General features: G+C 68.8%; 22 protein-coding genes and 1 pseudogene. 9 read left to right on the forward strand and 14 right to left on the reverse strand.

Going from position 1 to position 26,389, the window contains the following annotated elements:
• Nucleotides 1–4: 4 nt before the first annotated feature.
• From JN350_RS05190 to JN350_RS05225, 8 genes are all read right to left on the reverse strand, one after another.
• Nucleotides 5–1,147, reverse strand: a complete 1,143-nt coding sequence (locus JN350_RS05190; protein WP_205463777.1) for a glycosyltransferase — start codon at nucleotides 1,145–1,147, stop codon at nucleotides 5–7.
• Between the two features lie 31 nt (nucleotides 1,148–1,178).
• Nucleotides 1,179–1,916 (reverse strand): glycosyltransferase, encoded by a 738-nt coding sequence (locus tag JN350_RS05195; protein WP_205463778.1) that lies wholly within the window; start codon nucleotides 1,914–1,916, stop codon nucleotides 1,179–1,181.
• Complete coding sequence (locus tag JN350_RS05200; protein WP_205463779.1) at nucleotides 1,853–2,290, reverse strand: glycosyltransferase; 438 nt, start codon at nucleotides 2,288–2,290, stop codon at nucleotides 1,853–1,855. Before JN350_RS05200 ends, JN350_RS05195 begins: the two co-directional genes overlap by 64 nt.
• Before the next feature lie 178 nt (nucleotides 2,291–2,468).
• Complete coding sequence (locus tag JN350_RS05205) at nucleotides 2,469–3,110, reverse strand: sugar transferase (RefSeq protein ID WP_205463780.1); 642 nt, start codon at nucleotides 3,108–3,110, stop codon at nucleotides 2,469–2,471.
• 38 nt (nucleotides 3,111–3,148) lie between these two features.
• The gene (locus JN350_RS05210; RefSeq protein ID WP_205463781.1) at nucleotides 3,149–4,510 is read right to left on the reverse strand and encodes a tyrosine-protein kinase domain-containing protein; all 1,362 of its coding nucleotides are present in this window, start codon (nucleotides 4,508–4,510) and stop codon (nucleotides 3,149–3,151) included.
• Between the two features lie 124 nt (nucleotides 4,511–4,634).
• Nucleotides 4,635–5,069: a DUF3060 domain-containing protein gene (locus JN350_RS05215; protein WP_205463782.1), complete on the reverse strand. Its 435-nt coding sequence runs from the start codon at nucleotides 5,067–5,069 to the stop codon at nucleotides 4,635–4,637.
• Between the two features lie 90 nt (nucleotides 5,070–5,159).
• A complete protein-coding gene (locus JN350_RS05220; protein ID WP_205463783.1) occupies nucleotides 5,160–6,701 on the reverse strand; it encodes a hypothetical protein in 1,542 nt (513 codons plus the stop codon).
• 279 nt (nucleotides 6,702–6,980) lie between these two features.
• The gene (locus tag JN350_RS05225; RefSeq protein WP_205463784.1) at nucleotides 6,981–8,012 is read right to left on the reverse strand and encodes a hypothetical protein; all 1,032 of its coding nucleotides are present in this window, start codon (nucleotides 8,010–8,012) and stop codon (nucleotides 6,981–6,983) included.
• Nucleotides 8,013–8,280: 268 nt separating this feature from the next.
• On the opposite strand from JN350_RS05225, the gene dnaK reads away from it, so the two are divergent.
• From dnaK to JN350_RS05250, 5 genes are all read left to right on the forward strand, one after another.
• Nucleotides 8,281–10,143, forward strand: a complete 1,863-nt coding sequence (dnaK, locus tag JN350_RS05230; protein WP_205463785.1) for a molecular chaperone DnaK — start codon at nucleotides 8,281–8,283, stop codon at nucleotides 10,141–10,143.
• Complete coding sequence (locus JN350_RS05235) at nucleotides 10,144–10,356, forward strand: hypothetical protein (RefSeq protein ID WP_205463786.1); 213 nt, start codon at nucleotides 10,144–10,146, stop codon at nucleotides 10,354–10,356.
• A gap of 29 nt (nucleotides 10,357–10,385) precedes the next feature.
• Entirely contained in the window at nucleotides 10,386–10,784 is a 399-nt protein-coding gene (locus JN350_RS05240) for a nucleotide exchange factor GrpE (RefSeq protein ID WP_205463787.1), read from the forward strand.
• Between the two features lie 23 nt (nucleotides 10,785–10,807).
• Complete coding sequence (locus JN350_RS05245; protein ID WP_205463788.1) at nucleotides 10,808–11,815, forward strand: DnaJ C-terminal domain-containing protein; 1,008 nt, start codon at nucleotides 10,808–10,810, stop codon at nucleotides 11,813–11,815.
• 126 nt (nucleotides 11,816–11,941) lie between these two features.
• Nucleotides 11,942–12,352, forward strand: a complete 411-nt coding sequence (locus tag JN350_RS05250; RefSeq protein WP_205464372.1) for a heat shock protein transcriptional repressor HspR — start codon at nucleotides 11,942–11,944, stop codon at nucleotides 12,350–12,352.
• 67 nt (nucleotides 12,353–12,419) lie between these two features.
• Here the strand turns inward: JN350_RS05250 and JN350_RS05255 are convergent, their stop codons facing one another.
• Nucleotides 12,420–14,447 carry a collagen binding domain-containing protein gene (locus JN350_RS05255; protein WP_205463789.1) on the reverse strand — a complete coding sequence of 676 codons (2,028 nt, stop codon included), beginning with the start codon at nucleotides 14,445–14,447 and terminating at the stop codon, nucleotides 12,420–12,422.
• Between the two features lie 433 nt (nucleotides 14,448–14,880).
• Here JN350_RS05255 and JN350_RS05260 point away from each other — a divergent pair, with 433 nt between their 5' ends.
• On the forward strand, nucleotides 14,881–15,960 hold the full coding sequence (locus tag JN350_RS05260) for a right-handed parallel beta-helix repeat-containing protein (RefSeq protein WP_205463790.1): 1,080 nt from the start codon (nucleotides 14,881–14,883) through the stop codon (nucleotides 15,958–15,960).
• Between the two features lie 54 nt (nucleotides 15,961–16,014).
• Here JN350_RS05260 and JN350_RS05265 read toward each other — a convergent pair whose 3' ends face one another.
• A complete protein-coding gene (locus JN350_RS05265; protein WP_205463791.1) occupies nucleotides 16,015–18,078 on the reverse strand; it encodes a hypothetical protein in 2,064 nt (687 codons plus the stop codon).
• A gap of 116 nt (nucleotides 18,079–18,194) precedes the next feature.
• On the opposite strand from JN350_RS05265, the gene JN350_RS19045 reads away from it, so the two are divergent.
• Nucleotides 18,195–18,365 carry a hypothetical protein gene (locus tag JN350_RS19045; RefSeq protein ID WP_240347568.1) on the forward strand — a complete coding sequence of 57 codons (171 nt, stop codon included), beginning with the start codon at nucleotides 18,195–18,197 and terminating at the stop codon, nucleotides 18,363–18,365.
• Nucleotides 18,359–19,336 carry a class I SAM-dependent methyltransferase gene (locus JN350_RS05270; RefSeq protein ID WP_240347569.1) on the forward strand — a complete coding sequence of 326 codons (978 nt, stop codon included), beginning with the start codon at nucleotides 18,359–18,361 and terminating at the stop codon, nucleotides 19,334–19,336. Before JN350_RS19045 ends, JN350_RS05270 begins: the two co-directional genes overlap by 7 nt.
• 66 nt (nucleotides 19,337–19,402) lie before the next feature.
• Here the strand turns inward: JN350_RS05270 and JN350_RS05275 are convergent, their stop codons facing one another.
• From JN350_RS05275 to JN350_RS05290, 4 genes and pseudogenes are all read right to left on the reverse strand, one after another.
• Nucleotides 19,403–20,074, reverse strand: coding sequence for a hypothetical protein (locus JN350_RS05275; RefSeq protein WP_205463792.1), 672 nt, complete (start codon nucleotides 20,072–20,074; stop codon nucleotides 19,403–19,405).
• 34 nt (nucleotides 20,075–20,108) lie between these two features.
• Nucleotides 20,109–21,752 (reverse strand): M60 family metallopeptidase, encoded by a 1,644-nt coding sequence (locus JN350_RS05280; protein ID WP_205463793.1) that lies wholly within the window; start codon nucleotides 21,750–21,752, stop codon nucleotides 20,109–20,111.
• A 174-nt stretch (nucleotides 21,753–21,926) separates the two neighbouring features.
• A pseudogene (locus JN350_RS05285) lies at nucleotides 21,927–22,758 on the reverse strand (aldo/keto reductase).
• Between the two features lie 99 nt (nucleotides 22,759–22,857).
• Complete coding sequence (locus JN350_RS05290) at nucleotides 22,858–23,265, reverse strand: pilus assembly protein CpaE (protein ID WP_205463794.1); 408 nt, start codon at nucleotides 23,263–23,265, stop codon at nucleotides 22,858–22,860.
• 216 nt (nucleotides 23,266–23,481) lie between these two features.
• Between JN350_RS05290 and JN350_RS05295 the strand changes: the two genes are divergently transcribed.
• Nucleotides 23,482–26,106 carry a glycoside hydrolase family 2 protein gene (locus JN350_RS05295; protein WP_205463795.1) on the forward strand — a complete coding sequence of 875 codons (2,625 nt, stop codon included), beginning with the start codon at nucleotides 23,482–23,484 and terminating at the stop codon, nucleotides 26,104–26,106.
• Nucleotides 26,107–26,389 lie beyond the last annotated feature (283 nt).

Here is a 26,389-nt window from a genome sequence, read left to right on the forward strand (position 1 = left end):
GGCGTCACCGCGTGGCCGGTGCGTTCGTCAGCGCGGTCCGCACGCCGGGCAGGAGTTCGTCGTACATCTCCACGAGCCGCGCGGCCTCCGGTTCCCACGTGAAGCGCGACGCGGCGCGCCGCGCTTCGCGACCGTGCCGTTCGAGCAGCGCAGGATCATCCGCGTACCGCCGGACAGCGCGCGCGATGGCCGCCGGGTCGTCGGCGGGGACGAACGTCACGCACTCCACCCCGCGGAGCAGGTGCCGCCAGAGGGGGACGTCCGTGGCGATGACGGCCAAGCCCGCGGCCAGGTACTCGAACAGCTTCGTGGGGAAGATCTGATCGGTCACCGGGGTCCGGCGGAACGGGACGATCCCGATCCGGGCGCGCAGGAGGAGGTCCCGCGCTTCCATCGGTCCGACGACGCCACCGTGGTGCACGCGCCCGGTGGCCTCAGCGGCACTGAGCCGTTCCGTCGACGTCGCGCGGTCGATCGAGCCGACCATCTCGATCCTCCATCCGGCTGGGAACTCCGTCTGGTCGACGACCGCGGAGAGCACGTCGATCCCCCGGTCGTGACTCAGGACGCCGACGTGCGCGACCAGCGCAGGGCGCGCCTCCAGGCTGACCTGGGCGTCGTCTTCGGGACGCGCGAGCGGGAAGTTGTGGATCGCGATCCGCCGCGATGCCGGGAACCGGCGTCCTGTCCACTCGGTCGCCGTGACGATCCGGTCAGCGGTCCCGGCGACGCGGAGCAGTCCGTGTGACAGCCACGCGAAGAAGCCGCGCTGGCGGTCGGTCAGGTAGTCCTTGCCCCAGACCTGGTCGGGAAGGTCCTCGTGGGCGTCGTAGACCACGGTCCGACCGGCGAACCGCAGCACGGGGATGGTCCAGATCAGCTCGGGATCGTGCAGGTGCACGACGCGGGCTCGGGACCGGAGGGCGAGGACCAGGACCTGCACCGTGGAGAACACCATCCGACGGATTCGACGTCGGCGCGGAATGCACACGACGTCGACCGGGGTGGGCGGAGCATCGAGGTCACACTCCACGGCGATGAGGCGGACGCGGTACCCGGCTCGGGCGGCGGCAGCTGCCTCGCGCAGGTGCACGCGGTTGTCGACCCACGGGTGGGCGCTGGAGACGTGGCAGATGTCAGGGCGCATGGTTCGGGTTCCTCGTTGTTCGGTTCGGGAGTCAGTGGGCGGTCGCGGCGTCGAGCGCAGCAGCGAGCGTGCCGGCGAGTCGTCGGTAGGAGTGCTCACGGATCACGTGCGCACGGCCGCGGGCACCCATCGCGGCACGGTCGGCGGCGGACATCGAAGCGAGTGCGAGCATGCCGTCGGCGAGCGCTTCCGGGTCGTCCGGGGTGACGTGGAGGCCGCTGCCGGAGGCGACGACGGGTTCGAGGGGCACCGGGGATCCGACGAGGAGCGCTCGGCCGAGCAGCATGTACTCGTACTGCTTGTTCATCGAGACGCCGTGGCGGTAGAGCGGCAGGTCGTGCATGTTGACGACGAGGCAGTCGGCCTGTCGGCCGATCCGTCGGGCCTCCCCTTGCGGGACGCGTCCGTCCCAGGACACGCGGTCGGCGGACGGGAGGCGCGACGCGCGTTCCCTGAGCGCGGTCACGTCCGCTCCGTCCCCGACCAGACGAAGTGCGAGCGAGGGGCCGCCGGTCGAGGCCGCGCGGCGGACCGCGAGGTCGAAGCCGTCGATGACGGCTTCGAGCGCGTTCGCCGGTCCCATCGAGCCGATGTACGTGATCGTGAAGGCGGTGTCAGGAGCTTCGTCGTGCCGGACACGCTGCCCGCCTCGCTCCGGTCCTGAGTCATCGAACGTCTGCCCGTCGTCGGTCTGCTCGTCGAGAGTCACGCCGTTCGGCACCCAGGTGAACGGGACGTCGTGGCCGCGGTCGGCGTAGTAGCGCCCCACGCCTTCGAGGGGGACACGATGTGCGCCGCCCGCTGGACGGTGGTGCGTTCCAGGGCGCGGAGAGCCCGGATGACCGGGTGCCGTTCGGTCATCCCGGTGAGCCCGAGCGCCGACTCCGGCCACAGGTCGCGCGGCTCGAAGACGAACGGCACGCCCATCCGCCTGGCGATGACGGAGGCGCCCCACGCCGCGAGCGGGTGGAACGAGCCACCCACGATCAGATCCGGTCGGGGAGGCCGCGCAGGCTTCCCGGTGCGAGCAGCACCGCGGTGAAGAGGGCGATGTCGGCGACCCGTCGGATGGCGCGTCGGAGTCCGGCTCCCTGATGGTCGACGCCGCGGAGCCAGCAGAACTCGTAGCCGTCGCCGGCCCAACGCTCACGGACCGTCGTGCCGCTCAGGTGCGAGCGGCCGGTGGGGTGGTCGGTGCCGGCCGCGATGACGACGGTGTGCCAGCCGTGGGCGGCGAGACCTTCGGCGAGGTGCTCGTGGCGAGTCGCGCGTCCGTCGCGGCCTCGATGGTGCGCGTAGTGGTTGACGATCCAGACCGTCCTCACCGGGAACCGCCGCTCATCGCCGCAGTGCCGTGGAACACGTCGGAGCTCGCGTGTCCCGGCGCGTTGATGCCTTCGCGTCGGATGACCACGAGCACGGTCCGGAGCAGGATGCGTGCGTCCAGACCGAGCGAGAGCCGGTCGACGTACTCGACGTCGGAGCGGAGGCGGTCCGGCCACGGGAGTTCGTTCCTGCCGCGGACCTGGGCGAGCCCGGTCAGTCCGGGGAGGACGTCGTGCCGACGTGACTCCTCGGCGGTGTAGAGGTCGAGGTAGCGGCACAGGCTCGGACGCGGTCCGACGAAGCTCATGTCGCCCCGGAGGATGTTCCACAGGCTCGGGAGCTCGTCCAAGCTCGTTGACCGGAGGAAGCGCCCGAACGTGGTGAGGCGGTCCGCGTCGTCGACCCGGCCGCTCGCGTGGTCGACCTCGAGCATGGTGCGGAACTTCAGGATCGTGAAGGTCCGCCCGTGCAGCCCCGGACGGTCTTGCCGGAAGAGCACCGGTCGACCGAGCTTCAGAGCGACCAACCCGGCGACCACGCCGATCAGCGGTCCGAGTGCGACGAGGGCCGAGGCTGCGCCGACGATGTCGAGGGCGCGCTTCGTTCGGAGTGTGCGGGCACGGCGGAGCTTCTGCATGACGGGGTCCTAGTGTCGGGAGGTCGAGTCGGAGGCGATCAGGCGGCGGTGTCGCGGGCCGAGTACTCGGAGCGGTAGGAGGAGTAACGAGACGCCTTGTGCTTGGTCTTGGTGAGGACGATGCCGTCGGGCCGCTCGCCGACGCGTGCCAGGGCCTCGACCGCTTGCCGGATGTCCGAGCGCTTCGTCTGGTTCGCTGCCGCGACGAGCAGCGTCGTGGACACGATCGTGCTGACGAGGGCCGAGTCGGTGACGGCGAGTACGGGCGGGGTGTCGATCAGGACGACGTCGAAGCGGGAGGTCAGCTCCGCGATCACCCGCTCCATCGCAGCAGAGCCGATCAGCTCGCTGGGGTTCGGCGGGATCGCTCCCGCTGGCAGGACGTTGAGGCCGTCTTCGCCCCACTCCTGGAGCACGTCCTCGATCTCGACGCGCCCCACGAGCAGGTCCGTGAGCCCGACCGCGCCTTCGAGGCCCATCGTGTTCGCCAGGTTCGGTCGGCGGAGGTCCGCGTCCACGACCACCGTCCGGACGCCGCTCGTGCTCAGCGCGATCGCCAGGTTGGCGGTCGTCGTCGTCTTCCCTTCGGATGGACGGGCGCTCGTGACGGCGATCGTCCCGACCCCGTTCGACCGGAGGAACTGGATGTTGGTGCGTAGGCTCCGGAAGGCCTCGGAGCGTGGGCTGTGGGCCTCGTCACGGACGATCAGCGGCCGTCGGGCGGCCTCGGCGTCGAACGCGATGTCGCCGACCACCGACACGTCGGGGTCGAGGTCTTCGGTGGAGCGGACACGGGTGTCCATCGCTGCGCGGAGGAGCGCGAGTGCAACGCCCACGCCGAGGCCGAGGCCGAGGCCGAGGCCGAGATCCGCAGCCTTCTTGGGGGTCACCGGCGAGGTCGGGACGGATGCAGGGGTGACTTCTTCGAGCTTGACCGACGGGACGCCGCTGGCACTCACGGGTTCGATCTCGGACACCAGGGTTGCCAGTGTCTTCCCGGTCTGCTCGGCGATCCGAGCGGCGGAGTGCGCCGACTCGTCCTGCGCGGAGATCGAGATGATGACGGTCCCGGTGCTGACGGTGGACGACACCTTCGAAGCGAGCGCCGTGGCCGTCGTGTCGAGCTGGAGCTCGTCGATCACCTGCTGCAGGACCCGCGGCGAGGACGCGAGCTGCGTGTAGGACTTGATCTTCTGCTGCGCGGCCGTCGACCCCTGCGCGATCTCGCCCGCAGAATCGGCTCCTTGACCTCCGACGGAGACGTAGTAGGACGCGGATGCCTGGAAGGTCGGTGGTGTGACGGAGGTCACGAAGAACGCTGTGCCGGCGCCGATGACCATGGCACCGACGACGAGCCACCACCCCGAGAGCACTGCGCGGGCGAGGACGAGGTAGTTCATTGGGGGAGGCCTCCGGATCGGGTTGTTATCCCAGTTTAAAACATCACATCTGAAAGAACAATACGCAGGACATGACTGCGGGACGACAGCGGATGCGCCGTCGTCCCGCAGGCTCTTGCTGGAGCTACTCGACGGCAGCCTCGACGGTGTTGCCCGACCCCTGGTCGTCCACCTCCGGTGCGGCTCCCGTGTAGGTCAGGCGGTTGTCGTTCCCCGTGAACGCCACCTTCTGGACGTCCTTGGCCGCGATCGTCGTTCCCTTTGCCTCGACGGTGATCGTGCCGACATGGCTGAGCTCGTACGTGCGGTCGGAGCTGATGAGGTTGGCGGCGTCGCAGTCGGCAGCCGTGATCGTCTCGTCCGACGTCGAGTCCTCGTCCCAGAGCTGCACCGCGCCGTCGATGCACTCGTTGTACTTGGTCGCCGCCGGCGTGGCGGTCGACGTTGCGCTCGCAGAGGTCTTCGGGGCCTTCTCTGCCGAGCTGCAAGCGGTCACGCCGAGCGCCGCGATGATCGTGATGGTGGTCGCAGCAAGGCCGCGGGTGAGCAGGGTGTTCATCGGGTGTCCTCCCGGATCGAGGTGCGCTGGTGCGCCGGAGTGGTCATGGGTGGCCCCTCCCGCCGGTGCCGGCGGGAGGGGCCGGTGCTGCTACCGGGTGTCGGCCGGCAGCGTGAAGAGGTCGCTGGCTTCCGTGCGTCCGTTCTTGGTCTGCTCGATCACGAAGCGGAAGTTCGCCGCGCCGTTCGAGACGACCCGGTCGAACGTCCAGTTGCCGTCGTCGTCGATCGTGTGCGTTCCGGGGACGATCTGGGTGCCGGAGATGTTCAGCACCCGGTACGTGGCCCCGGGCTCACCGGTTCCCGTGAAGGTGTTGGTGCGGCCCGGAGCGACCGATGCGGGACCGGTGACCGTGACCGGAGCGAGAGCGGTCGCGTTGATCGTGAAGGGGTCGGACTTGACGGTCTGGCCGTTCTTGGTCTGCTCGATCACGAAGCGGAAGTTCGCCGCGCCGTTCGAGACGACCCGGTCGAACGTCCAGTTGCCGTCGTCGTCGATCGTGTGCGTCCCGGGGACGATCTGGGTGCCGGAGATGTTCAGCACCCGGTACGTGGCCCCGGGCTCACCCGTTCCCGTGAAGGTGTTCGAGACCCCCGGTCGGACCCCGGCGGGACCGGTGACCGTGACCGGAGCGAGAGCGGTCGCGTTGATCGTGAAGGGGTCAGACTTGACGGTCTGGCCGTTCTTGGTCTGCTCGATCACGAAGCGGAAGTTCGCCGCGCCGTTCGAGACGACCCGGTCGAACGTCCAGTTGCCGTCGTCGTCGATCTTGTGCGTCCCGGGGACGATCTGGGTGCCGGAGATGTTCAGCACCCGGTACGTGGCCCCGGGCTCACCCGTTCCCGTGAAGGTGTTCGAGACCCCCGGTCGGACCCCGGCGGGACCGGTGACCGTGACCGGAGCGAGAGCGGTCGCGTTGATCGTGAACAGCTCGGAGGTGGAGGTCTTACCGTTCTTGGTCTGCTCGATCACGAAGCGGAAGTTCGCCGCGCCGTTCGAGACGACCCGGTCGAACGACCAGTTGCCGTCAGCATCGATTTCGTGCGTCCCCGGGACGATCTGCGAACCAGACACGTTGAGCACGCGGTAGGTCGCGCCGGGCTCGCCGGTGCCGGTGAACGTGTTCGACCGACCAGGAGTGACAGAAGCGGGGCCCGTGAGCGTGATCGGGGCCAGTTCGGTGTCGCGCGTGACCGTGGCGGTGACGGTCTTGCGGTCGACCTCGGTGCCGTTCACCTTCTGGATGACGAGGAGATCGTTGTCGCCGTCCTCGAGTCCCGTGACCGTGAGTGACCAGCGGCCGGTGGTCGTGTCCACGGTGGTGCGCTGTTCGCCGATGGAGACCTCGGCGCCCTTGGTCGCCGTTCCGGAGATCACGGCCGACTGCGCGTCGTTGTCCACGGACTCCACCTCTGCGGTGAGCGGGACGGCGACCGTCGTCTCGGTGGTGCTGGTGGCGTTGAAGGAGCCTTCGACAGCGGTGCCGACGAGCGTGGTGCTCATCGACGAGGTGCCCTCCGCCGCGCCCGCCGGGGTCTCGACGTCGATGCTCCACCGCAGGAGCGACGCGTCCGGGAGCGTCCACGTGGTCGTGCCGGGCTTGAAGGCGTATGTGTACGTCTTGCCGTCCATCGACAGGTCACCGTCGGTGAGGGTCGTGGAGCGGTTCGTCCAGTCCTCGCCGGGCTTCTTGTAGCCACCTTGGATGGTGTTCTGACCCTCGGCGAAGGTCGTGCCCCCGGAGCGGTGAAGGTCACCTTCGCGTCCGGACGGGAGACATCACCCTGCGTCTCGAACAGCGCCTCGACCTTCGTCGTGGCCCCGCGCTCGAGGGTGACGGCGGTACCGTCCTGGCCGATGACCGCGGTGGCGTTGATCGTGACGTCGACGGTCTTGGAGTCGATGACGTCGTCACCGATCGTCTGCTCGACGACGAGCTCGTTCTTCCCGGCCTGCAGGTCGGTGACTTCCAGGCTCCACTTGCCGTCCTCGTCGACCGTGGTGCTCTGCTCGCCGATCGTGATCGTCGCGCCCGGCGTCGCAGTGCCCGAGAGCTCTCGCGGTCCCAGCAGCGTGGTCGACGGAGTCGACCTTCGCGGTCAGGTCCTCCTCGACCACGTCGAGGTCGACAACAAGGTCGATTGCATCGCCAAACTTTTCGCCTTCGAGGCGCTGCTCGAGGGTGAGGGTTTGTTCGCCGAGCTTGAGGTCCTCCAGCTCAACGCTCCATTCGCCATTTTCGTTCGCGATCGTTTCCTGCCCGTTACTGAAGACAACCCGTGCGTTCGCCTGCGACGTGCCCGAGACGGAAGCGGTTCGCGCTCTAGAGTCCGTCGACTTCACGGTCGCAGCGAACGGGTTGAAGTGGTGGGACGGCAGGTCCAGAAAGCCTTCACTTGAGGTGCCGAAACTGAAGAAGGTGTTGGTCTCAGTAAGGTATCTAGGGGCGACATAGGGCTTGGCCACGCTGAAATTCGCAACGCGAATTCCCTTGTCATCCCGCGTGAAGATCAACTGCGGCTGCCGTGGGACGTCACATGGATTCATGTACACCACTGAATTGTCCCGCGGCGGGTTATTGGTGAAATCGGTAAGGAGGCAAAGGTTGAAACGGGTGCTCTTGATCTTGAAGGTAGAAGCGCTCTCTGGAACGACCGTGAACTTCAGGGCGGCGTTCTTCGCCGAAGCGAGGCTCGAGTAGCTCCCGACCGTGGCGGCAGACACCTCAGCGCGGAACCCATTCACCGAGCGGTAGACCGACGACGATTCCCGCCAAACGAAGGAGAATTCGGAGTCCGTGGCGAGGATCTCGGCCGACTGCTCGGTCGATGGCTTGGCGTGGGCGGCGGAGCTGAGTCCCAAGCCGCTAACGATCGTGGCAGCGGCCAGTCCGGCCGCACCCATGGACTTGAAGGCCGTTGCGGCCCTCTTCTTGTGAGACATGTGCATCTTTCAGGACAGGCCGCGCGACGGCGGCTGTGCGGGAGGGAGGCACACACGCGACGGTCCGACCGTCGCTGCATGTACATACAGAATATCACGTGACATACCAATATACGAACGGCGATACCGACTCGAGACCTCCTGTGAGTTGAGTGCGAACGACGCAACTTTGTACACCCGCGGTTGACGCGCCTCCCGTCCGGAGTAGAGTTGAGTCCATCGGACGCAAGTCCAACGACTTCCGCACCAATCGAAGGAGCATCACCACATGGGACGTGCAGTAGGTATCGACCTCGGAACCACCAACTCGGTCGTCAGCGTGCTCGAAGGCGGTGAGCCCACCGTCATCGCGAACGCCGAGGGCCTCCGCACCACACCGTCGATCGTCGCCTTCACGAAGGACGGCGAGGTGCTGGTCGGCGAGACCGCCAAGCGCCAGGCCGTCACGAACGTCGACCGCACCATCGCGTCGGTCAAGCGCCACATCGGCACCGACTGGACGACCGAGATCGACGGCAAGAAGTACACGCCGCAGGAGATCTCGGCCCGCACCCTCGGCAAGCTCAAGCGCGACGCCGAGCAGTACCTCGGCGAAGACGTCACCGACGCGGTCATCACCGTGCCGGCGTACTTCAACGACGCCGAGCGCCAGGCCACGAAGGACGCCGGTGAGATCGCCGGCCTCAACGTCCTCCGCATCATCAACGAGCCGACCGCGGCTGCGCTGGCGTACGGCCTCGACAAGGGCAAGGAAGACGAGCTCATCCTGGTCTTCGACCTCGGTGGCGGCACGTTCGACGTCTCCCTGCTCGAGGTGGGCAAGGACGACGACTTCTCCACGATCCAGGTCCGCGCGACCTCCGGCGACAACCGCCTCGGCGGCGACGACTGGGACCAGCGCATCGTCGACTTCCTGATCAAGAAGTTCAAGGACGAGCACGGCGTCGACCTGTCCACGGACAAGATCGCCAAGCAGCGTCTGAAGGAAGCCGCCGAGCAGGCGAAGAAGGAACTGTCGTCGCAGATGTCGGCGAACATCCAGCTCCCGTACCTGACGCTCACGGCCGAGGGTCCGCTCAACCTCGACGAGACCATCTCGCGCGCGCAGTTCGAGCAGATGACCTCCGACCTGCTCGACCGCACCAAGAAGCCGTTCAACGACGTCATCAAGGAAGCCGGTGTCTCGGTCAACGAGATCGCGCACGTGGTGCTCGTCGGTGGCTCGACCCGCATGCCCGCCGTGGCCGAGGTCGTCAAGTCGCTGACCGGTGGCAAGTCCCCGAACCAGGGCGTCAACCCGGACGAGGTCGTCGCCGTCGGTGCCGCGCTGCAGGCCGGTGTCCTGAAGGGCGAGCGCAAGGACGTCCTCCTCATCGACGTCACGCCGCTGTCGCTCGGCATCGAGACCAAGGGCGGCCTGATGACGAAGCTCATCGACCGCAACACCGCGATCCCGACCAAGCGGAGCGAGACCTTCACGACCGCTGACGACAACCAGCCGTCGGTCGCGATCCAGGTCTTCCAGGGCGAGCGCGAGTTCACCCGCGACAACAAGCCGCTCGGCACCTTCGAGCTCACCGGCATCGCGCCGGCTCCCCGTGGCGTCCCGCAGGTCGAGGTCACCTTCGACATCGACGCCAACGGCATCGTGCACGTGTCCGCGAAGGACAAGGGCACCGGCAAGGAGCAGTCGATGGTCATCTCCGGCGGCTCGTCGCTGCCGAAGGAGGACATCGAGCGCATGGTCCGCGAGGCCGAGGAGCACGCCGCCGAGGACAAGGCCCGCCGCGAGGCCAACGAGCGTCGCAACCAGGCCGAGCAGCTCGTCTACTCCATCGAGAAGCTCGTCAAGGAGAACGACGACAAGCTCCCCGCGGACGTCAAGTCCGAGGTGCAGGCCGACGTCGACGCGCTGAAGTCCGCGCTCGCGGGTGAGGACGACGAGGCCGTGAAGACCGCGTTCGACAAGCTCAACGAGTCGCAGGGCAAGCTCGGCCAGGCGATCTACTCCCAGCAGGACGCTGGCGCCCCCGCTGGTGAGCAGCCCACCGCCGACCAGGCAGCGCAGGACGACGAGGACATCGTCGACGCCGAGGTCGTGGACGACGAGGACGACAAGGACAAGAAGTAGATGACGGACCCCAAGGACAACGTCCCCAACGAGGACGAGCCCCAGGTCGAAGGGGACGCCACCAACGCGGAGCAGCCGGAGGACCTCATCGAGGCCGAAGGCCCCGACGTCGAGGTCCCGACGGACGCGCCGGCAGGGGGTGCCACCGACCTCTCCCCGAGGACGAGGCACTCCTCGCCGACGCCGCTCGCGGCATCGCCGAGGACAAGCTGAGCACCGAGGACCGCGACCTGGTCGCCGAGATGCGTGCGGACATGCTCCGTGCGCAGGCGGAGCTGGTGAACTTCCGGAAGCGCGTCGAGCGTGACCGTGAGGCCAACCGCGAGGTCGCCATCGCCGAGGTCGTGCGTGCGCTCCTCCCGGCGCTCGACGACCTCACCCGGGCCGAGGCCCACGGTGACCTCGCCGAGGGTCCGATGCAGGTCATCGGTCAGAAGATCCGCGGGGGCTTCGACAAGTTCAAGCTCGTGCAGATCGGCGAGAAGGGCGAGTCCTTCGACCCGAACATCCACGAGGCGATCGTCCAGCTCCCGACCCTGGGTGCCACCGGCCAGACCGTGGCGGACGTCGTCGAGCCGGGCTACAAGCTCGGCGAGCGCGTCCTGCGTGCGGCCAAGGTCGCGGTGGCGGTCCCGGCCTGAGCCGGAACGGAAGGTAGGTACCAGTGGCCAGTCAGGACTGGTTCGACAAGGACTTCTACAAGGTCCTCGGAGTGTCGAAGGACGCGTCGGAGGCCGAGCTGAAGAAGACCTACCGGAAGCTCGCGCGGCAGTTCCACCCGGACTCCAACCCGGGTGACACCGCGGCGGAGAACCGCTTCAAGGAGATCAGCGAGGCCTACTCGGTGCTCTCCGACAAGGAGCAGCGTCAGGAGTACGACCAGGTCCGCGCCATGGGCTCCGGCGCCCGCTTCACAGCGGGCGGCGGAGGCCAGGGCGGCGGCTTCGAGGACGTCTTCGGTGGCATGTTCGGGCAGCAGGGCGGGGGCGGACAGCGTGTTCGCTTCGGTCAAGGTGGTGCCGGCGGTGCCGGTGGCTTCGAGGACATCCTCGGCGGCATGTTCGGCGGCGGCGGTGGCTTCGGCCAGACCTCCGGCGGCTACCGCGGCTTCGGAGGGCCGACGAAGGGTCGCGACGTCACGGCGTCGACGACGCTCGACTTCACCACGGCGATCGCCGGTGACACCGTCAAGTTGTCGCAGGGCAACGGTCGTCCGGTGAACGTCCGCATCCCCGCTGGGGTGGCGGACGGCCAGAAGATCCGGCTCCGCGGGCGCGGTGAACCCTCGCCCGACGGCGGTGAGGCCGGTGACCTCGTCGTCACCGTCACCGTCCGGAAGCACCCGGTGTTCGAACGCGACGGGCAGAACCTCCGACTGGACGTCCCCGTGACGTTCGTCGAGGCAGCGCTCGGCGCGACGATCCAGGTCCCGACGCTCGGCGGTTCCACCGTCAAGCTGAAGGTCGCACCCGGCACGCCCTCGGGTCGCGTCCTCCGCGTCAAGGGCCGCGGCGTCACGACCAAGAACGGGACGGGCGACCTGCTCGCCACCGTCCAGGTCGCGGTGCCGTCGCACCTGTCGGACAAGCAGCGGGAGGCCGTCGAGGCCCTCGCCGAGACCCTGCCGGATGAAGATCCCCGCGAGGACCTCCTCGCCAAGGCGCGCAGCTAGCGTCACGCAACAACAGCAGTAGACCCGGCCTGGAGGCACGGCGCGGCTCCGTCAGGAACGCGCGCCGTGCCTCCAGGCTGGTTTTCACCACCACGCGAACGGCGGAAGGAACACGCCATGACCGACATGGACGAGAACTCGCCCGTCTTCGCGATCGCGATGGCGGCGGAGCTCGCCGAGATGCACCCGCAGACCCTGCGGCAGTACGACCGGCTCGGCCTGGTCGTCCCGGGCCGCACGCGCGGCGGGTCGCGTCGGTACTCGATGCGGGACGTCGCGCAGCTGCGCGAGGTCGCGCGGCTCGGCTCCGAGGGGGTCTCGCTCGAGGGGATCCGTCGTGTCCTCGACCTCGAGAACGAGAACCGGGCGCTCCGCCAGCGGGTGAGCGAGCTCGAGACCGCGCTCGCCGACCAGCTCATCAACCGCCCAGGAGCCCGCGTGTTCGCAGCCACGGCGTCTGGCGCCGCCATCTCGCTGAAGGCGGGGTCGCGGCCGCAGCGGAACACGCAGATCGTGCTGTACCGCGGGCCGCGCTGACACGGTCGTTCTGACGAGGACGCCCTCGGAACCGTCGTGGTTCCGAGGGCGTCCCGTCGTCAACGCGTCACTTCGTGTTCGCGTAGATCGTGTAGAGGGACGTCGTGTACTGCACTCCGGAGATCGAGACCTCGAGCTTGAAGTCGAACTTCATCGCACCGCGAGACACGGCTCGTTCGAAGGACCAGCCGCCGTTCTCATCCACCGTCACGGCGTCCGGCACGATCTGGTTCCCGGAAGCGTTGAGCACCCGCATCGTGGCTCCGGCCGGGCCGGTGCCTTCGAAGGTGTTCACCACTCCGGGGTCGACCGCTCGCGTCCCGAGGACGATCGGATCGAAGGCTTCGGTCGCGGCGAGGCTGAACAGCTCCGAGAGCTCGGGGCCCTGGTCGTCCTTCGTCTGCTCGATCGCGAATTCGAACGACGTTGCACTGTTCGACACGACGCGCTCGAAGCTCCAGTTCCCCTCATCGTCCACCGTGTGGGTGCCGGGCACGATCTGGGTCCCCGACGCGTTCAGGACGCGGAAGGACGCTCCGGGTTCGCCGGTTCCGGAGATCAGGTTGGAGACGCCGGGTACCACGGCGTCGGGTGCGACGAGACGGACGGGCGTGAGCCGGCCGTTCTGGCCCGGGTTGATCGTCACCTCGGCGCGGGTCGTGTTCGCACCCTTGGACCGCTGGACGACCCGGAGGAGGTGCTCTGCGCGATCGAGGTCGTCCGTGTCGACGAACCAGCGACCGCTCGGAAGGACGCCCTCCGCGCTGCGGCCGACAACGCGCTCTCCGTCCGCGGTGACCTCGCGGACCTCGATCGCGGAGCCGGGTTCTCCGTCACCGGACATCGAGACTGGGCCCCCTCGGTGTGCCGCGCCGTCCTCAGGTGTCGAGATGGCGACTGCAGCGCCGTAGTCGACATCGCGCTCGAGCTCGTGCTCGGTGTCGCGCGTTCCGTCGATGAACTGCGCCCCGGTCACGCGGAGCACGCCGCCGGCGTCCGGGGCCGGGATCGCGATCGACCAGGTCCCGTCTTCCGCGTCGGCGGTGGTCGAATCGCCCAGCTGGTCGCCCGAGGGGTCGAACAGCCGGACTTCGGCACCCGGCTGAGCGGTCCCGGTCGCCGTGGCGGGCTTGTCGAGATCGGTGCCGTCGGTCTCGATCTCGAAGGTCAGGGGTGCTGCGGTGAGGACGACGTCGAGATCCGCCGTCGCGGTCTGTTCGCGGCCTTCGTACTGTTCCAGGGAGAGCGTGCTGGTGCCGAGCGGCAGGTTCGACACTTGGGCAGTCCATCGTCCTTCGGAGTCGATGACTCGCGGGTTCCGGCCGTCGATGAGGACGGTCGCCCCGGGAGTTCCCGTCCCGGAGATCTGGGCACTCCGAGTCAGGACGTCGACCGAGTCCACCGTGGCGCTGAACGTCGGGACGAAGTCCTCGATGGTGGGAATCCGGTCCGCGACGTTCTGGGACTGCAGCCGCATGACGCCGTCGGTGTTGAACAGGCCCAGGAATCCCTGGTTGTACGTCGATTGCAATCCGGTGCCGATCGGGTTGTTCGAGCCGGCGTTGGACGCCGTGCGGAACTGCTGCTTGGGATCGCCCGGCTCGCAGGTCTCGAGTGTGACCGGGGAGTAGCCGGTGACGGATGCGCTCCCTGCCGTGAGGCAGAGCTCCGCTGCGCTGACCGGTCGCACAGTCGTGACGGCGCCCGGTGCCGGGATCGTCCACCGGACGGCTGCGGCCCTGGCTGCCTCGAGCGTCCTGGACCGGTTCGCGGGGATCTCCTCGCCAGCGGCGACCACCGACGGCGAGCTGAAGGTCGGCGTCGACGGGTCACCGGCGAAGGCGGACGTCTCGGTAACGAGCGGACCGACCAACGTCGAGTCCGAGTCCCGAGGGTCCGCATGCGCCGGTGTGAGGCCGGCGCCGGCCGCGATGGTCAGGGCCGTGAACCCGGCGGCACCGAGTGCAGCAATGGAACGGGGTGTTCTCGTCATGCGTTCGTGTTCCTCAATCTCGTCTCTGAGTCCGGTCGGCATGTGCTGACCGGGCCGATCTGGCCGGCTTTTGCAATGTATCAGATGTAAAACTGGATACACGAAAGGCGATACGTCCCGTGATATTGACAACTCAGAATGCCAAAATGCGGTGAATGCCGAGATGCGCTTCTATGATCGCGAGCGCAGCGATGCAGTCATCTCGAGTGGAGCACCAGGCGGAGCGAGGCAATGAAGAGGAAGCAGCGTGTCGACGCGGCAGGATCAGCGAAGCCGTCCCATCGAGGAGTGGTCGGCCGACGTTCGGTGGTGCTCGCCGCCATCGCTGGAGCGAGCGGTGCTGCCTTCTTGATCGGTCGGGGAGACCACCCGCCACGGAGGCTGCGGACGACTCGTCGACGGATGTCCTGCGTGATGCCGTGCAGAAGGTCCCCCTGGTGGCGAGCTGCTCATCGACCGGCAGTGGACCCGCTCACGCAGTCTCGTCATCGACCGGGGGATCCGTGTCCGGTTCGCCCCTGGCGGTTCCATCCGGATGTCCACCGACGCGACCGCGCTCCTCGTCACCGCTTCGAACGTGGAGGTCATCGATCCGGACATCCGAGGAGTCGGAGCGGACAGCGGAGGTGGCGGCCACGGCATCGCCGCCATCGGGAAGCGGCTCGCGCCGATCAGCGGGATCGTCGTTCGGGGCGGCCGGTTCCGTGACGTGCCTCACGATGGCGTCCATCTCGAGTACTGCGATGACTTCCGCGTCACCGGCACGACGATGCAACGGCTCGGTTACGCGGGCATCGTCGGAGTCGGCGTCGTCGACGGTTCGATCGACGGGAACCGGATCGCAGACGTCCGCCAGCCGCGTGGCCGGATCAACTCCTACGGGATCACCCTGACGCGCGACGCGACCTCGACGCCCGACGTGACCCGTCGATCGGCTCGTGTCCGAGTGGTCGGGAACCGCATCTCGGGGGTGCTCGACTGGGAAGGCATCGACACGCATGCCGGCGAGGCCATCGAGATCCGCAGGAACATCGTGTCCGACTGCCGCGTCGGGATTGCCGCGGTTCCGTCGAAGGACCCTACCGACCGCACGCAGACGAGTGTGGCTCCGATCGGTCTCGTCATCGCCGACAACACGATCTCCCGCCGACCTGGTACTGCCCCAGGGTCGGGGATCCTCGTCAGCGGTGCCGGAACCACGGTGGGCTCGTCGAGGCCTCGGGCCACCGGGACCGTGACCGGCAACACAGTGACCGGAGCCGGCGGCGCCGCTGGAGAGGCCGGCATCCTGCTCAAGCTGACGCGGGGGATGGTCGTCGACGACAACCGTGTGGTGTGGAGTGGCGACAACGCGATCTGCCTCGCACATTCGAACGCGGACGTCCTGATCCGGCGGAACCGTGTCCACAGTGTCAGCGGTTCACGAGTGGGCGTGAACGTGCGATCCGGTGCGAACGACGGCTCGATCCGTGACAACAAGTTCGAGGCGTCGAGTCCGACCCTGGCTGTCGCGGTGCGGTTCGGGGCCCCGGACAACGACTTCCGAGTGACAGGCAACTCGTGGGGGAACGCGACCGTGCACGTCGCGGAGGGCGGTGCTGCCGTCACCGATTGATCCGTGGGACGTGGCCGCCGCCGGGACGGCTGTGCCGGCGGCGGCCACGTCTGATCAGGATGCGTGGATACTGAACACGCGACTGGTGTCGGCGACTCCGGCGACCGTCTGTTCGATGGCGAAGTCGAACTTCGTGGCGCCCTTGGACACCACGCGTTCGAAGGTCCAGGTGCCCTCGGCGTCGGCGGTGATCGTGCCGGGCACGATCTGCGTCCCCCAGGCGTTCAGGACGCGGATTGATGCGTTCGGCGTGGCGGTCCCTCTGAAGGTGTTCACCGTCCCTGCCGAGACCGAGGTCGTCGTGACTGAGACCTCTCGGACGGACGGTGCTGCCTGGAGGCGGAACAGCCGGCTGGTCTCGGAACGGCCGTCCGAGGTCTGTTCGATGGCGAAGTCGAACGTCGTGGCGCCCTTGGAAACCACGCGTTCGAAGCTCCACGTGCCCTCGGCGTCGGCGGTGATCGTACCCGGAACGATCTGCGTCCCCCAGGCGTTCAGGACGCGGATCGACGCGTTCGGCGTGGCGGTCCCGGCAAACTTGTTGACTACGCCGGGGGTGATCGTTTCGGTGTGCACCGTGACGGGCTCGAGTGGCTGCACTTCCTCCGACTGCGGAGTGAAGGAGATGTTCTTCATGACCGAGACGCGGCCGTCTGCCGTGGTCTGCGTGAAGGTGACGTCGTACCCGTTCCGGCTCGAGAGGTCGGCCTTCGCCGTCCACTCGGCGACGCCCGATCGGGTCTGCTTCGCCTGTGCACGGAAGAGTTCCGTTCCGTCCTTGTCCTTGGCGACGACGGTCGCGCCGGCCTCCGCCAGGCCGCGGAACTCGCGCTCCCCGGGGACGTAGGTGTTCTCCTCGGCGAGACCGTCGACAGCGAGGAGACGCGGGAGCGCCAGACGCTCGGACGTCGCCGCGTACCGCTGGCCGTCGAAGTCGAGGTTGACGAGGTCGAGCTGCTGGCCGGTGTACTCCGGGCCGATGGTGAAGCTCCACCCGTTCTGGTCTCGCTGGAAGGACGCGACGACGCGATCGCCGTCGAGGACCTGGACGCCGGGGCTCTTCTCGCGTTCCCCGATCAGCTGGATCTTCCCGTTCGGGTGGACGATCACCTCCTTGAGCGCCGGCATCGCGACGTCCTCGTCGACCGGTAGCGGCTGGAGCTCCGCGGACGACGGCTTCGACTCGGACCCGTCGGCGGCGATGGCGACGACCTCGACCGTCGTACCGAGGTACTTCTGGGGCACCACGGTGACGAAGCGCTCCTCGACGACCGGCGTCTCGGTGATGAGCGTGCCGTGGGCATCGCGTACCTCGACCTTGGTCGCGTTCGCGTCGGCCTCGCCCCACACCGTGAAGTCACCGTCCAGGCGTCGGTCGGCCGGCCCGACCTCGGGAGCGTTCGGGGTGTCGCCGGTCTGCGGCGTGAACCGGACGGCGTTGATCACGGTGCTCTGACCGTCCGGCAGCGTCTGGGTGAAGGTGATCGTGCGTCGCTTGGCGTCGAAGTCCGCCTCCGCGTTCCACGAGCCCGCAGCGGAGCGGGCGTCGCTGGCCTTCGTCGTGAACAGGACGGTGTCGTCGGCGTCCGTCGCCGTGATCGTCGCACCGGCCGCCGCGGTCCCGGCGAACTCCTGGGTGCCGGGGACGAACTGGTTCGTCTCCTCGAGCCCGTCGACGTGGAGCGTCCGGGGAAGCGGCGTGCGTTCCGTGCGGGTCTTCTTGCCGTCAGCGGCGACGTGGACGCGGACGATGTCGAGGATCCGGTCGCTGTACTTGTCGAGCGCACGCAGCGTGAACACTCCGGCACCCCCGGGCCACGCGCTGACGACCGTGTCGCCGTCGAGCAGGTACACCCAGTCAGACCCGGCGAAGCCCATCACAGCACGGGAGCCGACCGTCGTGTCCTGGATGGACACGACCTGCGCGGCTGGGATCTTCGGGTCGACCGGGAGGCTCGGGATGAGGGCATCGTCAGCGCGGGTCGGGGCGGACGACGATGCGGATGCGGGGGTGGGCGCGGCCGCTGTGGCCACGGTGGGTGTCAGGAGGCCGAAGCCGAGGGACGCGGTGACGATGCTGCAGACGACTGCAGTGCTCCGGAACGGAGAGGGGGCCATGAGAGCTCCTTCTGGTGGGGGACTCCCAGTATATTCATATGTCAAATATTAATCTCACGAAAATGCTGGGTGCCAGGCCGACGGGCTGCACACTCGTGCCCCGGTACGCTGGCGCGGTGCCACCGGACTTCGCCGACTTCTTCCGCCACCGCGACGACGCCGCGGCCGACCTGATCGCGATCGACGGCACGGACCGTTTCATCCTCGACGAGGCCCCGCACGTGCACGGCGACGCGCTCCGGCAACCGGGGAGGTTGCGGTCGTCGACGACCGGTTCGGGGTGCTGACGCTCGGCGCGATCACCGTCCACGGGGCATCCGACGTCCGGGTCGTGCAGGACTCCCTCATCGGCGTCCGCGCGCTCGAGGCCAACGCCGGGACCTTCGGCCGGCGCGGCTTCCACCACCCCGAGACGCTCGAGCAGGCGTTCCGCGATGTGCGGCTCGTGCTCCTGCGACTCTCGAAGTCGAACGACCGGCTCGACGAGGTCGCCCGTGCCGTTGCCCGCTACGCCGCCCCCGACGTCGTCCTGCTGTGCGGCGGCGTGACGAAGCACATGCACCTGTCGCAGAACGACGTCCTCCGCCGGTACTTCGGCGATGTCACTGCGTCTCGGGGTCGCGGCAAGTCCCGGTTGCTGATCGCGCAGGACCCGCTCCGCGCCTCGGCCACACGAGCGGATGCGACGAACCCCTGGCCGCGCTCGGTGCACGTCGACGACCTCGGCATGACCCTCGTTGCACACGGCGGGGTGTTCGCCGGGAATTCACTCGACCAGGGCACGCGAGTGCTGCTCGACGCGATGGACGCCGCCGTCCCCAGTGCGCGGGTGGCGGTCGATCTCGGGTGCGGCAACGGCGTCATCGCCAGTGCCATCGCTCGGCGTCGTCCATCGCTCAAGGTGGTCGCGACCGACGTCTCCGCGATCGCAGTCGCCTCGACGCGGGCGACTGCAGCGGCCAACGGTGTGGCCGACCGGGTCCAGGTCGTCCGGACCGACGCGGGCGACGAGCTCGGCGATGCTTCCGCGCAGCTCGTCCTGTGCAACCCACCGTTCCACGCGGACACCACCGTGACCACCGACGCGGCCGGGGCGATGTTCCGGAACGCGGCCACGATCCTCCAGTCCGGCGGTGAACTGTGGTGCGTCTGGAACTCGCACCTGCGTTACCGGCCGGTGCTCGAACGCCTGGTCGGGCCCACCCGGCAGGTGGTCCGGACGCCGAAGTTCACGGTCACCGCGTCGCGACGCGGCTGACGGTCCCACGGACTGCCCGAAACGGGCAGGAGGCGCGGTGCCAGCTGGCACCGCGCCTCCTGCCCGTCAGGTGGTGACGCTGACCGCAGCGCCGTTCGCGGTGCCGGTCACCCGGTACTCCAGTCCGCTCGTCCCTGCGGCCGCTCCGTCCGGGACGTGCACGGACGGGGGCCAGCGGATGAGCGTCCCACCCGGGAGGTCGAGGGCGTCCGACCGGAAGCGACCCGTCAGGCTCGCGTTCGAGGATCCGGACGCCTGCACCTCCATGTCGAGGGAACGCGACCGCTCCCACTGCCCGCCCGGGATGCGGATCTCTGCTGCGAGCACCTCCTGGCCCGCCGCGAAGACGGTGCCCGACGGTGCCGTGAAGACCGCCTCTCCGGACATCGTGGTGACGCGGTCCTGCAGCATCAGGCGTGCCTCGACGGGGGTGTCCGCACCGCGGTGCAGCGTCACGGGGTCGCCGGGCGTCGCCACCACCGGCGTGCTGCCGAGCGGGATGAACCGGCCGTCCACGATCCGGAAGCGCTGCTCGGTGCGTGCGTCCGCCAGCTGGAGGACGTCGTCCGTCCACAACTCCAACCGGGTCCGCGCCTCGGCGTGCCGGACGACGAGGACCTGGCCGTCCCGGTACTCCTGCTCGAACGACGCTGCGAGCGCCTGCGACGTCTCGTTGCCGCGGACCGACCAGGTGCCGATCTGCTCGGAACCGTCGGCGCTCAGGAGGTCGAACCCCATGTACTCCTTCGCGCCCCAGTTCGGGTGCGCGGTGCTAGCTCGTGCCCGAGAACAGCCGAAGCGCTCCTGCCCGTGGGTCGGTCGCGAGTCGGAGTACCGGCTTGTCCGACATGCCCTCGAACAGGAACATGTTCCCGGCGGTGACGTCCACCGCGGCCTCGAGCACCTCGCGGACGCTGCCGCCGTTCTCGAGAGTGACGGTCAGCCGTCCGGCGCCGGGCGCGGTCGCGATGACGGCAAGGTCGGTCACGCGGGGCGTTCCGGAACCGTCGGTGTTACCGAGCCCGGTCACGGCGGGCTCGTGGTCGAGGTGCCGTTGTCCGACCGTCACCGACGGTTGGATGCTCGAGACCTGGCCGATCGGCACGCTGTAGGCCTCGAGGTCGTGGTCGGGCACGTCCGTCGCGGTGTTCCGGTTCTCCCAGATCGCCCGGTCGAGTGGCGGGAGCGCGGCGAGCGAGGTCGCGGTCGCGTCGGAGAGCTCGAAGCCCCACTGCGCGAAGAACGGGCGCAGATCACGGTCCGCGACCGCGCCCGCCGTCCTGGCGAAGAGCTGGCGCTTCGACTGACCGTTGTCCGGGGTGGACACCTCGCCGAGGGTGAGCCCGGTGCGGAGCGCTTGGTTCAGTCTCGGGTAGAAGTGCTCGCCGAACGCCCGACGGAGTTGGTCGAACATCAGGATTTGCACCCAGCCGCCGCCCGCTGTGTCGAAGTCCCGCTCGGCGACCGGCTTCGCGAAGAACGCGGCGGCCCCTGCTGCGCTCTGCCGGTCCAGCCGGTTCTCGCCGCTGATGGCGTGCTGGACGTCGAGTGCCGAGGCGTTCACCACCACCTCGCCCATGCCCGCCCAGTTGTAAGCGCTCGTCTGGTAGGTGTGTCCGACCTCGTGCCAGAAGCCCCACATGTCGCCTGGATCGGCGTGCAGGAGCTCCCCGGCGGCACCGGTGCTGATCTGCATGGTGATGCGGTCGTTGCCGGCGCTGGCGTACCCGCCGCCGGTGTTCGGCAGGGCGATGTGGATCTTGTGCGGCGCCTTGCGTGCGAGCCCGACGGCGCCGTCGAGGAGACCGAAGTGCGCATTGGTCAGGGCGACGACGCGGTCCCACAGCTCGACGCGTTCGGTGAGGGCGGACGGGACCGCGGGCATCGACGAGCGCAGCGGTTCGGTGAAGGTGCGCCGGCCGACGATGGTCGCGAAGGGGGCGTCCGGGCGCTGCTCACGGGCGCGGGTGAAGTCGGCGTCGGAGGTCTGGCCGAGGACGAATGCCGGGACCGCCGTGCCTCCGGACACGGCGACGTCGACGGAGCCTCGACCGGTCGACCGGTCGACGAGGTACACGAGGCCGTCGACGGGGGCGGTGACCGTCGTCGGACCGGTCGCGAGCGGGAACTCACGGACTCCGACGTGGGACCCCTCGTTCCAGTCCCGGTAGTTGCCGTTCAGGCCGATCCCGACGCGGAGGTCCGGGGCACCCGGTGGGACGACCACCGTCACGTCCTGACCGCGCTCGACGAAGCGTGCGGCCGGCTGGAGGTTGCTGTGCCGGTAGCTCCGCCCCTCCCGTCGACGCTCGGTCTCGGCGTCGCCCAGGCTCCAGACGCGGACGGTGGTGCTCGCGTCGTCGTTCGCGTGCTCGATCGATGCTTGGGGAGCGCGGCGGTGGCGTCGGCCGACCACCGGGACGGGATGAGTCCGGTGAAGCCCATGAGGAGCACCGCGGACGCGATGGTGGCGGCGAGGACGACGAACAGCGAGCGCATGATATGAGAATATCAGATGCGATACGGACGAGGCGCGGTGCCGTCTGGCGCCGCGCCTCCCGTCCTTCACATGGCGAGACGACCCGTGGGGCTACGCCGGGACGTAGTCGAACGTGTCCGGGTCCGGACCCGTGCGGTGCCCCTTGTCGAGCGACGAGATGTCGGTCATGTCACCGTCGGAGAGCTCGAAGTCGAAGATGTCGAAGTTCTCCTGCACGCGGGCCTTCGTCACCGACTTCGGGAAGACGATGTCACCGCGCTGGACGTGCCAGCGAAGGACGACCTGAGCCGGGGACTTGCCGACGGCGCCGGCGATGCGGGTGATGGTCTCGTCGTCGAGCACGAGGCCCTGGGCGATCGGGGACCAGGCCTCGGTCGCGATGCCGTGTTCGCGGCCGTACGCGCGGAGCCTCGTCCTGCGTCAGGTAGGGGTGCACCTCGATCTGGTTCACGGCCGGCGTGATCGTCGTCTCGGCGGCGAGGCGGTTGAGATGGTGCGCCTGGAAGTTGCTCACGCCGATGGAGCGGGCGGTGCCGCCGCGGTAGAGCTCTTCCATCGACTGCCACGTCGGGACGAAGTCGACCACGGTGGCGAGCGGCCAGTGGATGAGGAACAGGTCGGTGTAGCCGCCGAGCAGGTCGGCCGACTTCTTGCCGTTCTCGAGCGCTGCCTCCGGGTCGTGGAACCCGTTGTTGAGCTTGGAGGTGACGAAGATCTCCTCGCGCGGGATGCCCGAGGCCTCGATCGCCTCGCCGACCTCCTTCTCGTTGCCGTACATCTCGGCGGTGTCGATGTGGCGGTACCCGACCTCGAGCGCGGTCAGCGTCGCTTCCTTGGTCTTCTCGGGCTCGATCTGGAAGACGCCGAAGCCGAGCTGCGGGATGGTCTTGCCGTCGTTGAGGGTGATGTTCGGAACGGTCATGGATCCATGCAACCAAACGGCCCCCAGGAGGCATTCCGGGAACACCCAGCCGGGGGTTCCCGCCGCGGCCGGCGGATCGGTGCACAGCGTTCGGGGTGCTCAGTCCAGCGCGGACCGGATGTACGCGTGCAGTGCCCCGCCGTACGCATCCGCCGCACCGGGCGCGCCGAACTCCTGCGAGGTGCCGCCGACCAAAGCGGTCACGACGAAGTCCGACCCGCTCTTGGTCAGCGAGACGAAGGCCGGCCCGAGGAGCTCCCGGAGCTGGTCCTCGCGGGGGAGCCACAACGACTCGGCGGCGTCGACCGAGTCGAGGGCCCACTCGGTCGTCCCGTTGAACCCGAGCACGGTGCCGGACGGGTAGTCGTGGCGTTCGACGGTCATCTCCGACACCGTGTAGACGTCGTCGTCGACGCCGGGCTTGTCGATGACGAACCGGTCGCCGGTCGTGGGGTGCCAGCGGAGTCCGGCGTCACGCAGGGCCGCGGCGAGAGCAACTGTGATCACGCATTCCAGCCTGCCACTCGGAACCGTGCAAGCTCCCGTACTAGCATCACCGAGCACCCCCACGCGCGTCCGCACCAGCGTCCGCGCGCGCGAACGCGACGACGCCCGGCCAACCGGTGCCGCGCCTCCAGGCCGAAGAACCGGCCACGGGGCGGGCCACCGGCCGGCGTCCCGACCGAGGTGGACGACACCCCGTCCGCCCAGAGAAGGACCCGCATGACCCTCGAACGCGAGGAACTCCGCGACGACTGGACCGTGACCATGGTCGGAGGAACCGGCGCTCCGGACGGTGTCGCCGGCCGTACGATCCCGGCGACCGTACCGGGGCAGGTGCACACCGACCTGGAACGCGAGGGTCTGCTGGCGGACCCGACGTTCGACCGGAACGAGGACGCCGGCAAGTGGGTCGGCCGCGCGGACTGGGCGTACCGGCGGACCGTCGACGTCGACGCGAAGGGCTTCGAACGGGTCGACCTGGTGTGCGACGGGCTCGACACGGTGGCGGAGCTGAGCCTCGACGGCGTGGTCGTGGGCACCACCCGGAACATGCACCGGCGCTACCGCTTCGACGCACGCGACCAGACCGGCGGGGTCGGCCGCGGGAGCAAGACCCTCGAGGTCCTGTTCGAGTCGCCCTACCGCGAAGCCGGTCGTGTCGCGGCGAAGGCCGGCAGCATGCCCGGACCGTACGACGAGCCGTTCCCGTACATCCGCAAGATGGCCTCGAACTTCGGCTGGGACTGGGGCCTGACCGCGGTGACGAGCGGCCCGTGGCGACCGATCGCGATCGAACGGTGGTCGACCGCTCGCCTGCGGGAGGTCCGACCGCTCGTGGACGTGGAGGCCGGCGAGGGTGTGCTCGACGCGCACCTCACGGTCGAGCGCTCGGGGCTGAACGACCTGGACCAGGACGGCGAGGACGACGACCTCGTGCTCGTCGTGACGGTGAGCGGCGAGACCGCCGAGGGGACGGCGACGCGTCAGCGGTCCCGCGCGCAGCTCACACCGAAGGACGACGAGACCGTGGTCACCGTGCGCGTGCCCGACGTGCAGCGCTGGTGGCCGCGGGGGTACGGCGAGCAAGCCCTGTACGACGTGGTCGTCGAGCTGCAGACCGTCGACGGCGAGGTCCTCGACCGGAACACCTTCCGCACCGGCTTCCGGTCGACGCGGATCGACACGGGCGCGGACGAGATCGGCAAGCCGTTCAACGTGCACGTCAACGGCACGCTCATCGACGTGCGTGGCGTGAACTGGATCCCGGACGACGTCATCGTGTCGCGGGTGTCGCGCGCCCGCGTGTCCTCCCGACTGGACGCGGCCGTCGACCTCAACGTGAACCTCGTGCGCGTCTGGGGCGGCGGCGTGTACGAGTCGAACGACTTCTACGAGGTCTGCGACGAACTCGGACTGCTCGTCTGGCAGGACTTCCCCTTCGCCTGCTCCGCCTACCCCGAGGGCGAGCCGATCCGCAGCGAGGTCATCGCCGAGGCCCGGGACAACGTCGCACGCCTGTCGCGGCACCCGTCCCTGGTGGTCTGGAACGGCAACAACGAGAACATCTGGCTGCACGGGGTCGACAACTGGGGGGACGACCTCGGGGACCGCGGCTGGGGGCTCGACTACTACCTCGACCTGCTGCCGACGATCGTCGACGCCGTGGACCCGTCCCGCTTCTACACGGTCGCATCGCCGTGGTCGGGCGACGAGTCGCTGTTCGCGAACGACGTCGACCACGAGACGCACCACTCGTGGGACGTCTGGAACCGCCTGTCCGACGACCACTACCGTGACTCCGTCCCGCGGTTCGTGTCCGAGTTCGGGTGGCAGGCGCCGCCGGCCTGGCGCACCCTTCGCGATGCCGTGCGTGACTCACCTTTAGCCGTCGATTCGCCCGGTGTGGTCCACCACCAGAAGGCCGCCGACGGGATGGGCAAGCTCGCCCGCGGCCTCGAGCCACGGTTCGGGTCGGTCGACCCGGCGGCGTTCGACCGGTGGCACTACCTCACCCAACTGCAGCAGTCCCGGGCGATCGCGACGGGCGTCGAGCACTGGCGGACGCACTGGCCCCGGAACACGGGCGTCGTCGTCTGGCAGCTCAACGACCTGTGGCCGGTCGCCTCGTGGTCGGCGATCGACTCGGCGGGGCGGCTGAAGCCGCTGGCGCACGAGCTGCGACGGCTCTACGACGACGTCCTGTTGACGATCCGGCAGGTCACGTCGGTCTCGGCGTCGGTGAGTCGGACTGGAGGCGCGGATCACCTCGCATCGCCGGCCTCCGACAGCGAGACAGCCGGGTCCGGCGACCTGTCGGACACGCTGTCCCTGGAGGTGCCGGCGGCGGTCGGGGTGCCGGGAGCCGAGGCGCTCGGGGTGTCGCCTGGCGCCTTCGGGAACGCGCCGATCGAGGTCGCCGTCCGCTCCACCCGTCCCGGTCTCGACAGCGTCGTGCGCGTGCGGCGGATCGCCCTGTCCGGCAGTGTGCTCGCCGAGGTCACGCTCCCCGTCCACCTCTCCGCCGCCGGGGTCGCCGTGGTGTCATTGCCCGAGTCCGTCGGCGTGGTGGACGACCCGACGAACGAGATCGTCGTGGCGGACATGGACTGGCGCCGTGCGGTCTGGACGCCGGCGCCGGACAAGGACATGCGGTGGCAGCCGGCGCAGTACCGGACGTCGTTCGAGCCGGTGGGCGACGACGGGGTCGAACTCGTGGTCGAGGCGGAGTCGCTCGTCCGGGACCTGCTCGTCCAGCCGGACCGCGTCGCGCCGGAGGGCACCGTGGACCGCGGGTTCATGACGCTGCTGCCGGGGAGCGGGTGTCCTTCCGGTTGCACGGGGTGACGACGGCGGACATCGCTGCGCTGGTCGATGCCCCGGTCCTGTGGACCCTCGACCGCGTCCTCGGCGTTTGATATACGAATCACCATAGTGATATATTGAAGCGGTACTGCGGTCGTTGAGCGGCGTGCGGTACCCGGTCGGCGTCCCCGCCCGGAGGCCGGCCGAAGGGCTCCCATGTCACTCACACTGCGGACCCCCGACGTCGTCGCATCGACTCCGTCGGCCTCGTCCTCCTCGACCTCGTGTTGCTGGTCGCGGCGTTCGCCGTGGCCCACGTCGTCCG

It is taken from the genome of Curtobacterium sp. 24E2 (assembly GCF_016925595.1).
Taxonomy (GTDB): Bacteria; Actinomycetota; Actinomycetes; order Actinomycetales; family Microbacteriaceae; genus Curtobacterium.

Bases quoted from the DNA above. Each gene is read 5' to 3' on its own strand.
- JN350_RS05190 (WP_205463777.1), bottom strand. From the start codon at position 1,147: ATGCGCCCTGACATCTGCCACGTCTCCAGCGCCCACCCGTGGGTCGAC.
- JN350_RS05205 (WP_205463780.1), bottom strand. From the start codon at position 3,110: ATGCAGAAGCTCCGCCGTGCCCGCACACTCCGAACGAAGCGCGCCCTC.
- JN350_RS05210 (WP_205463781.1), bottom strand. From the start codon at position 4,510: ATGAACTACCTCGTCCTCGCCCGCGCAGTGCTCTCGGGGTGGTGGCTC.
- JN350_RS05215 (WP_205463782.1), bottom strand. From the start codon at position 5,069: ATGAACACCCTGCTCACCCGCGGCCTTGCTGCGACCACCATCACGATC.
- JN350_RS05220 (WP_205463783.1), bottom strand. From the start codon at position 6,701: ATGGACGGCAAGACGTACACATACGCCTTCAAGCCCGGCACGACCACG.
- JN350_RS05225 (WP_205463784.1), bottom strand. From the start codon at position 8,012: ATGTCTCACAAGAAGAGGGCCGCAACGGCCTTCAAGTCCATGGGTGCG.
- dnaK (WP_205463785.1), top strand. From the start codon at position 8,281: ATGGGACGTGCAGTAGGTATCGACCTCGGAACCACCAACTCGGTCGTC.
- JN350_RS05235 (WP_205463786.1), top strand. From the start codon at position 10,144: ATGACGGACCCCAAGGACAACGTCCCCAACGAGGACGAGCCCCAGGTC.
- JN350_RS05240 (WP_205463787.1), top strand. From the start codon at position 10,386: ATGCGTGCGGACATGCTCCGTGCGCAGGCGGAGCTGGTGAACTTCCGG.
- JN350_RS05250 (WP_205464372.1), top strand. From the start codon at position 11,942: ATGGACGAGAACTCGCCCGTCTTCGCGATCGCGATGGCGGCGGAGCTC.
- JN350_RS05260 (WP_205463790.1), top strand. From the start codon at position 14,881: ATGTCCACCGACGCGACCGCGCTCCTCGTCACCGCTTCGAACGTGGAG.
- JN350_RS05265 (WP_205463791.1), bottom strand. From the start codon at position 18,078: ATGGCCCCCTCTCCGTTCCGGAGCACTGCAGTCGTCTGCAGCATCGTC.
- JN350_RS05275 (WP_205463792.1), bottom strand. From the start codon at position 20,074: ATGGGGTTCGACCTCCTGAGCGCCGACGGTTCCGAGCAGATCGGCACC.
- JN350_RS05295 (WP_205463795.1), top strand. From the start codon at position 23,482: ATGACCCTCGAACGCGAGGAACTCCGCGACGACTGGACCGTGACCATG.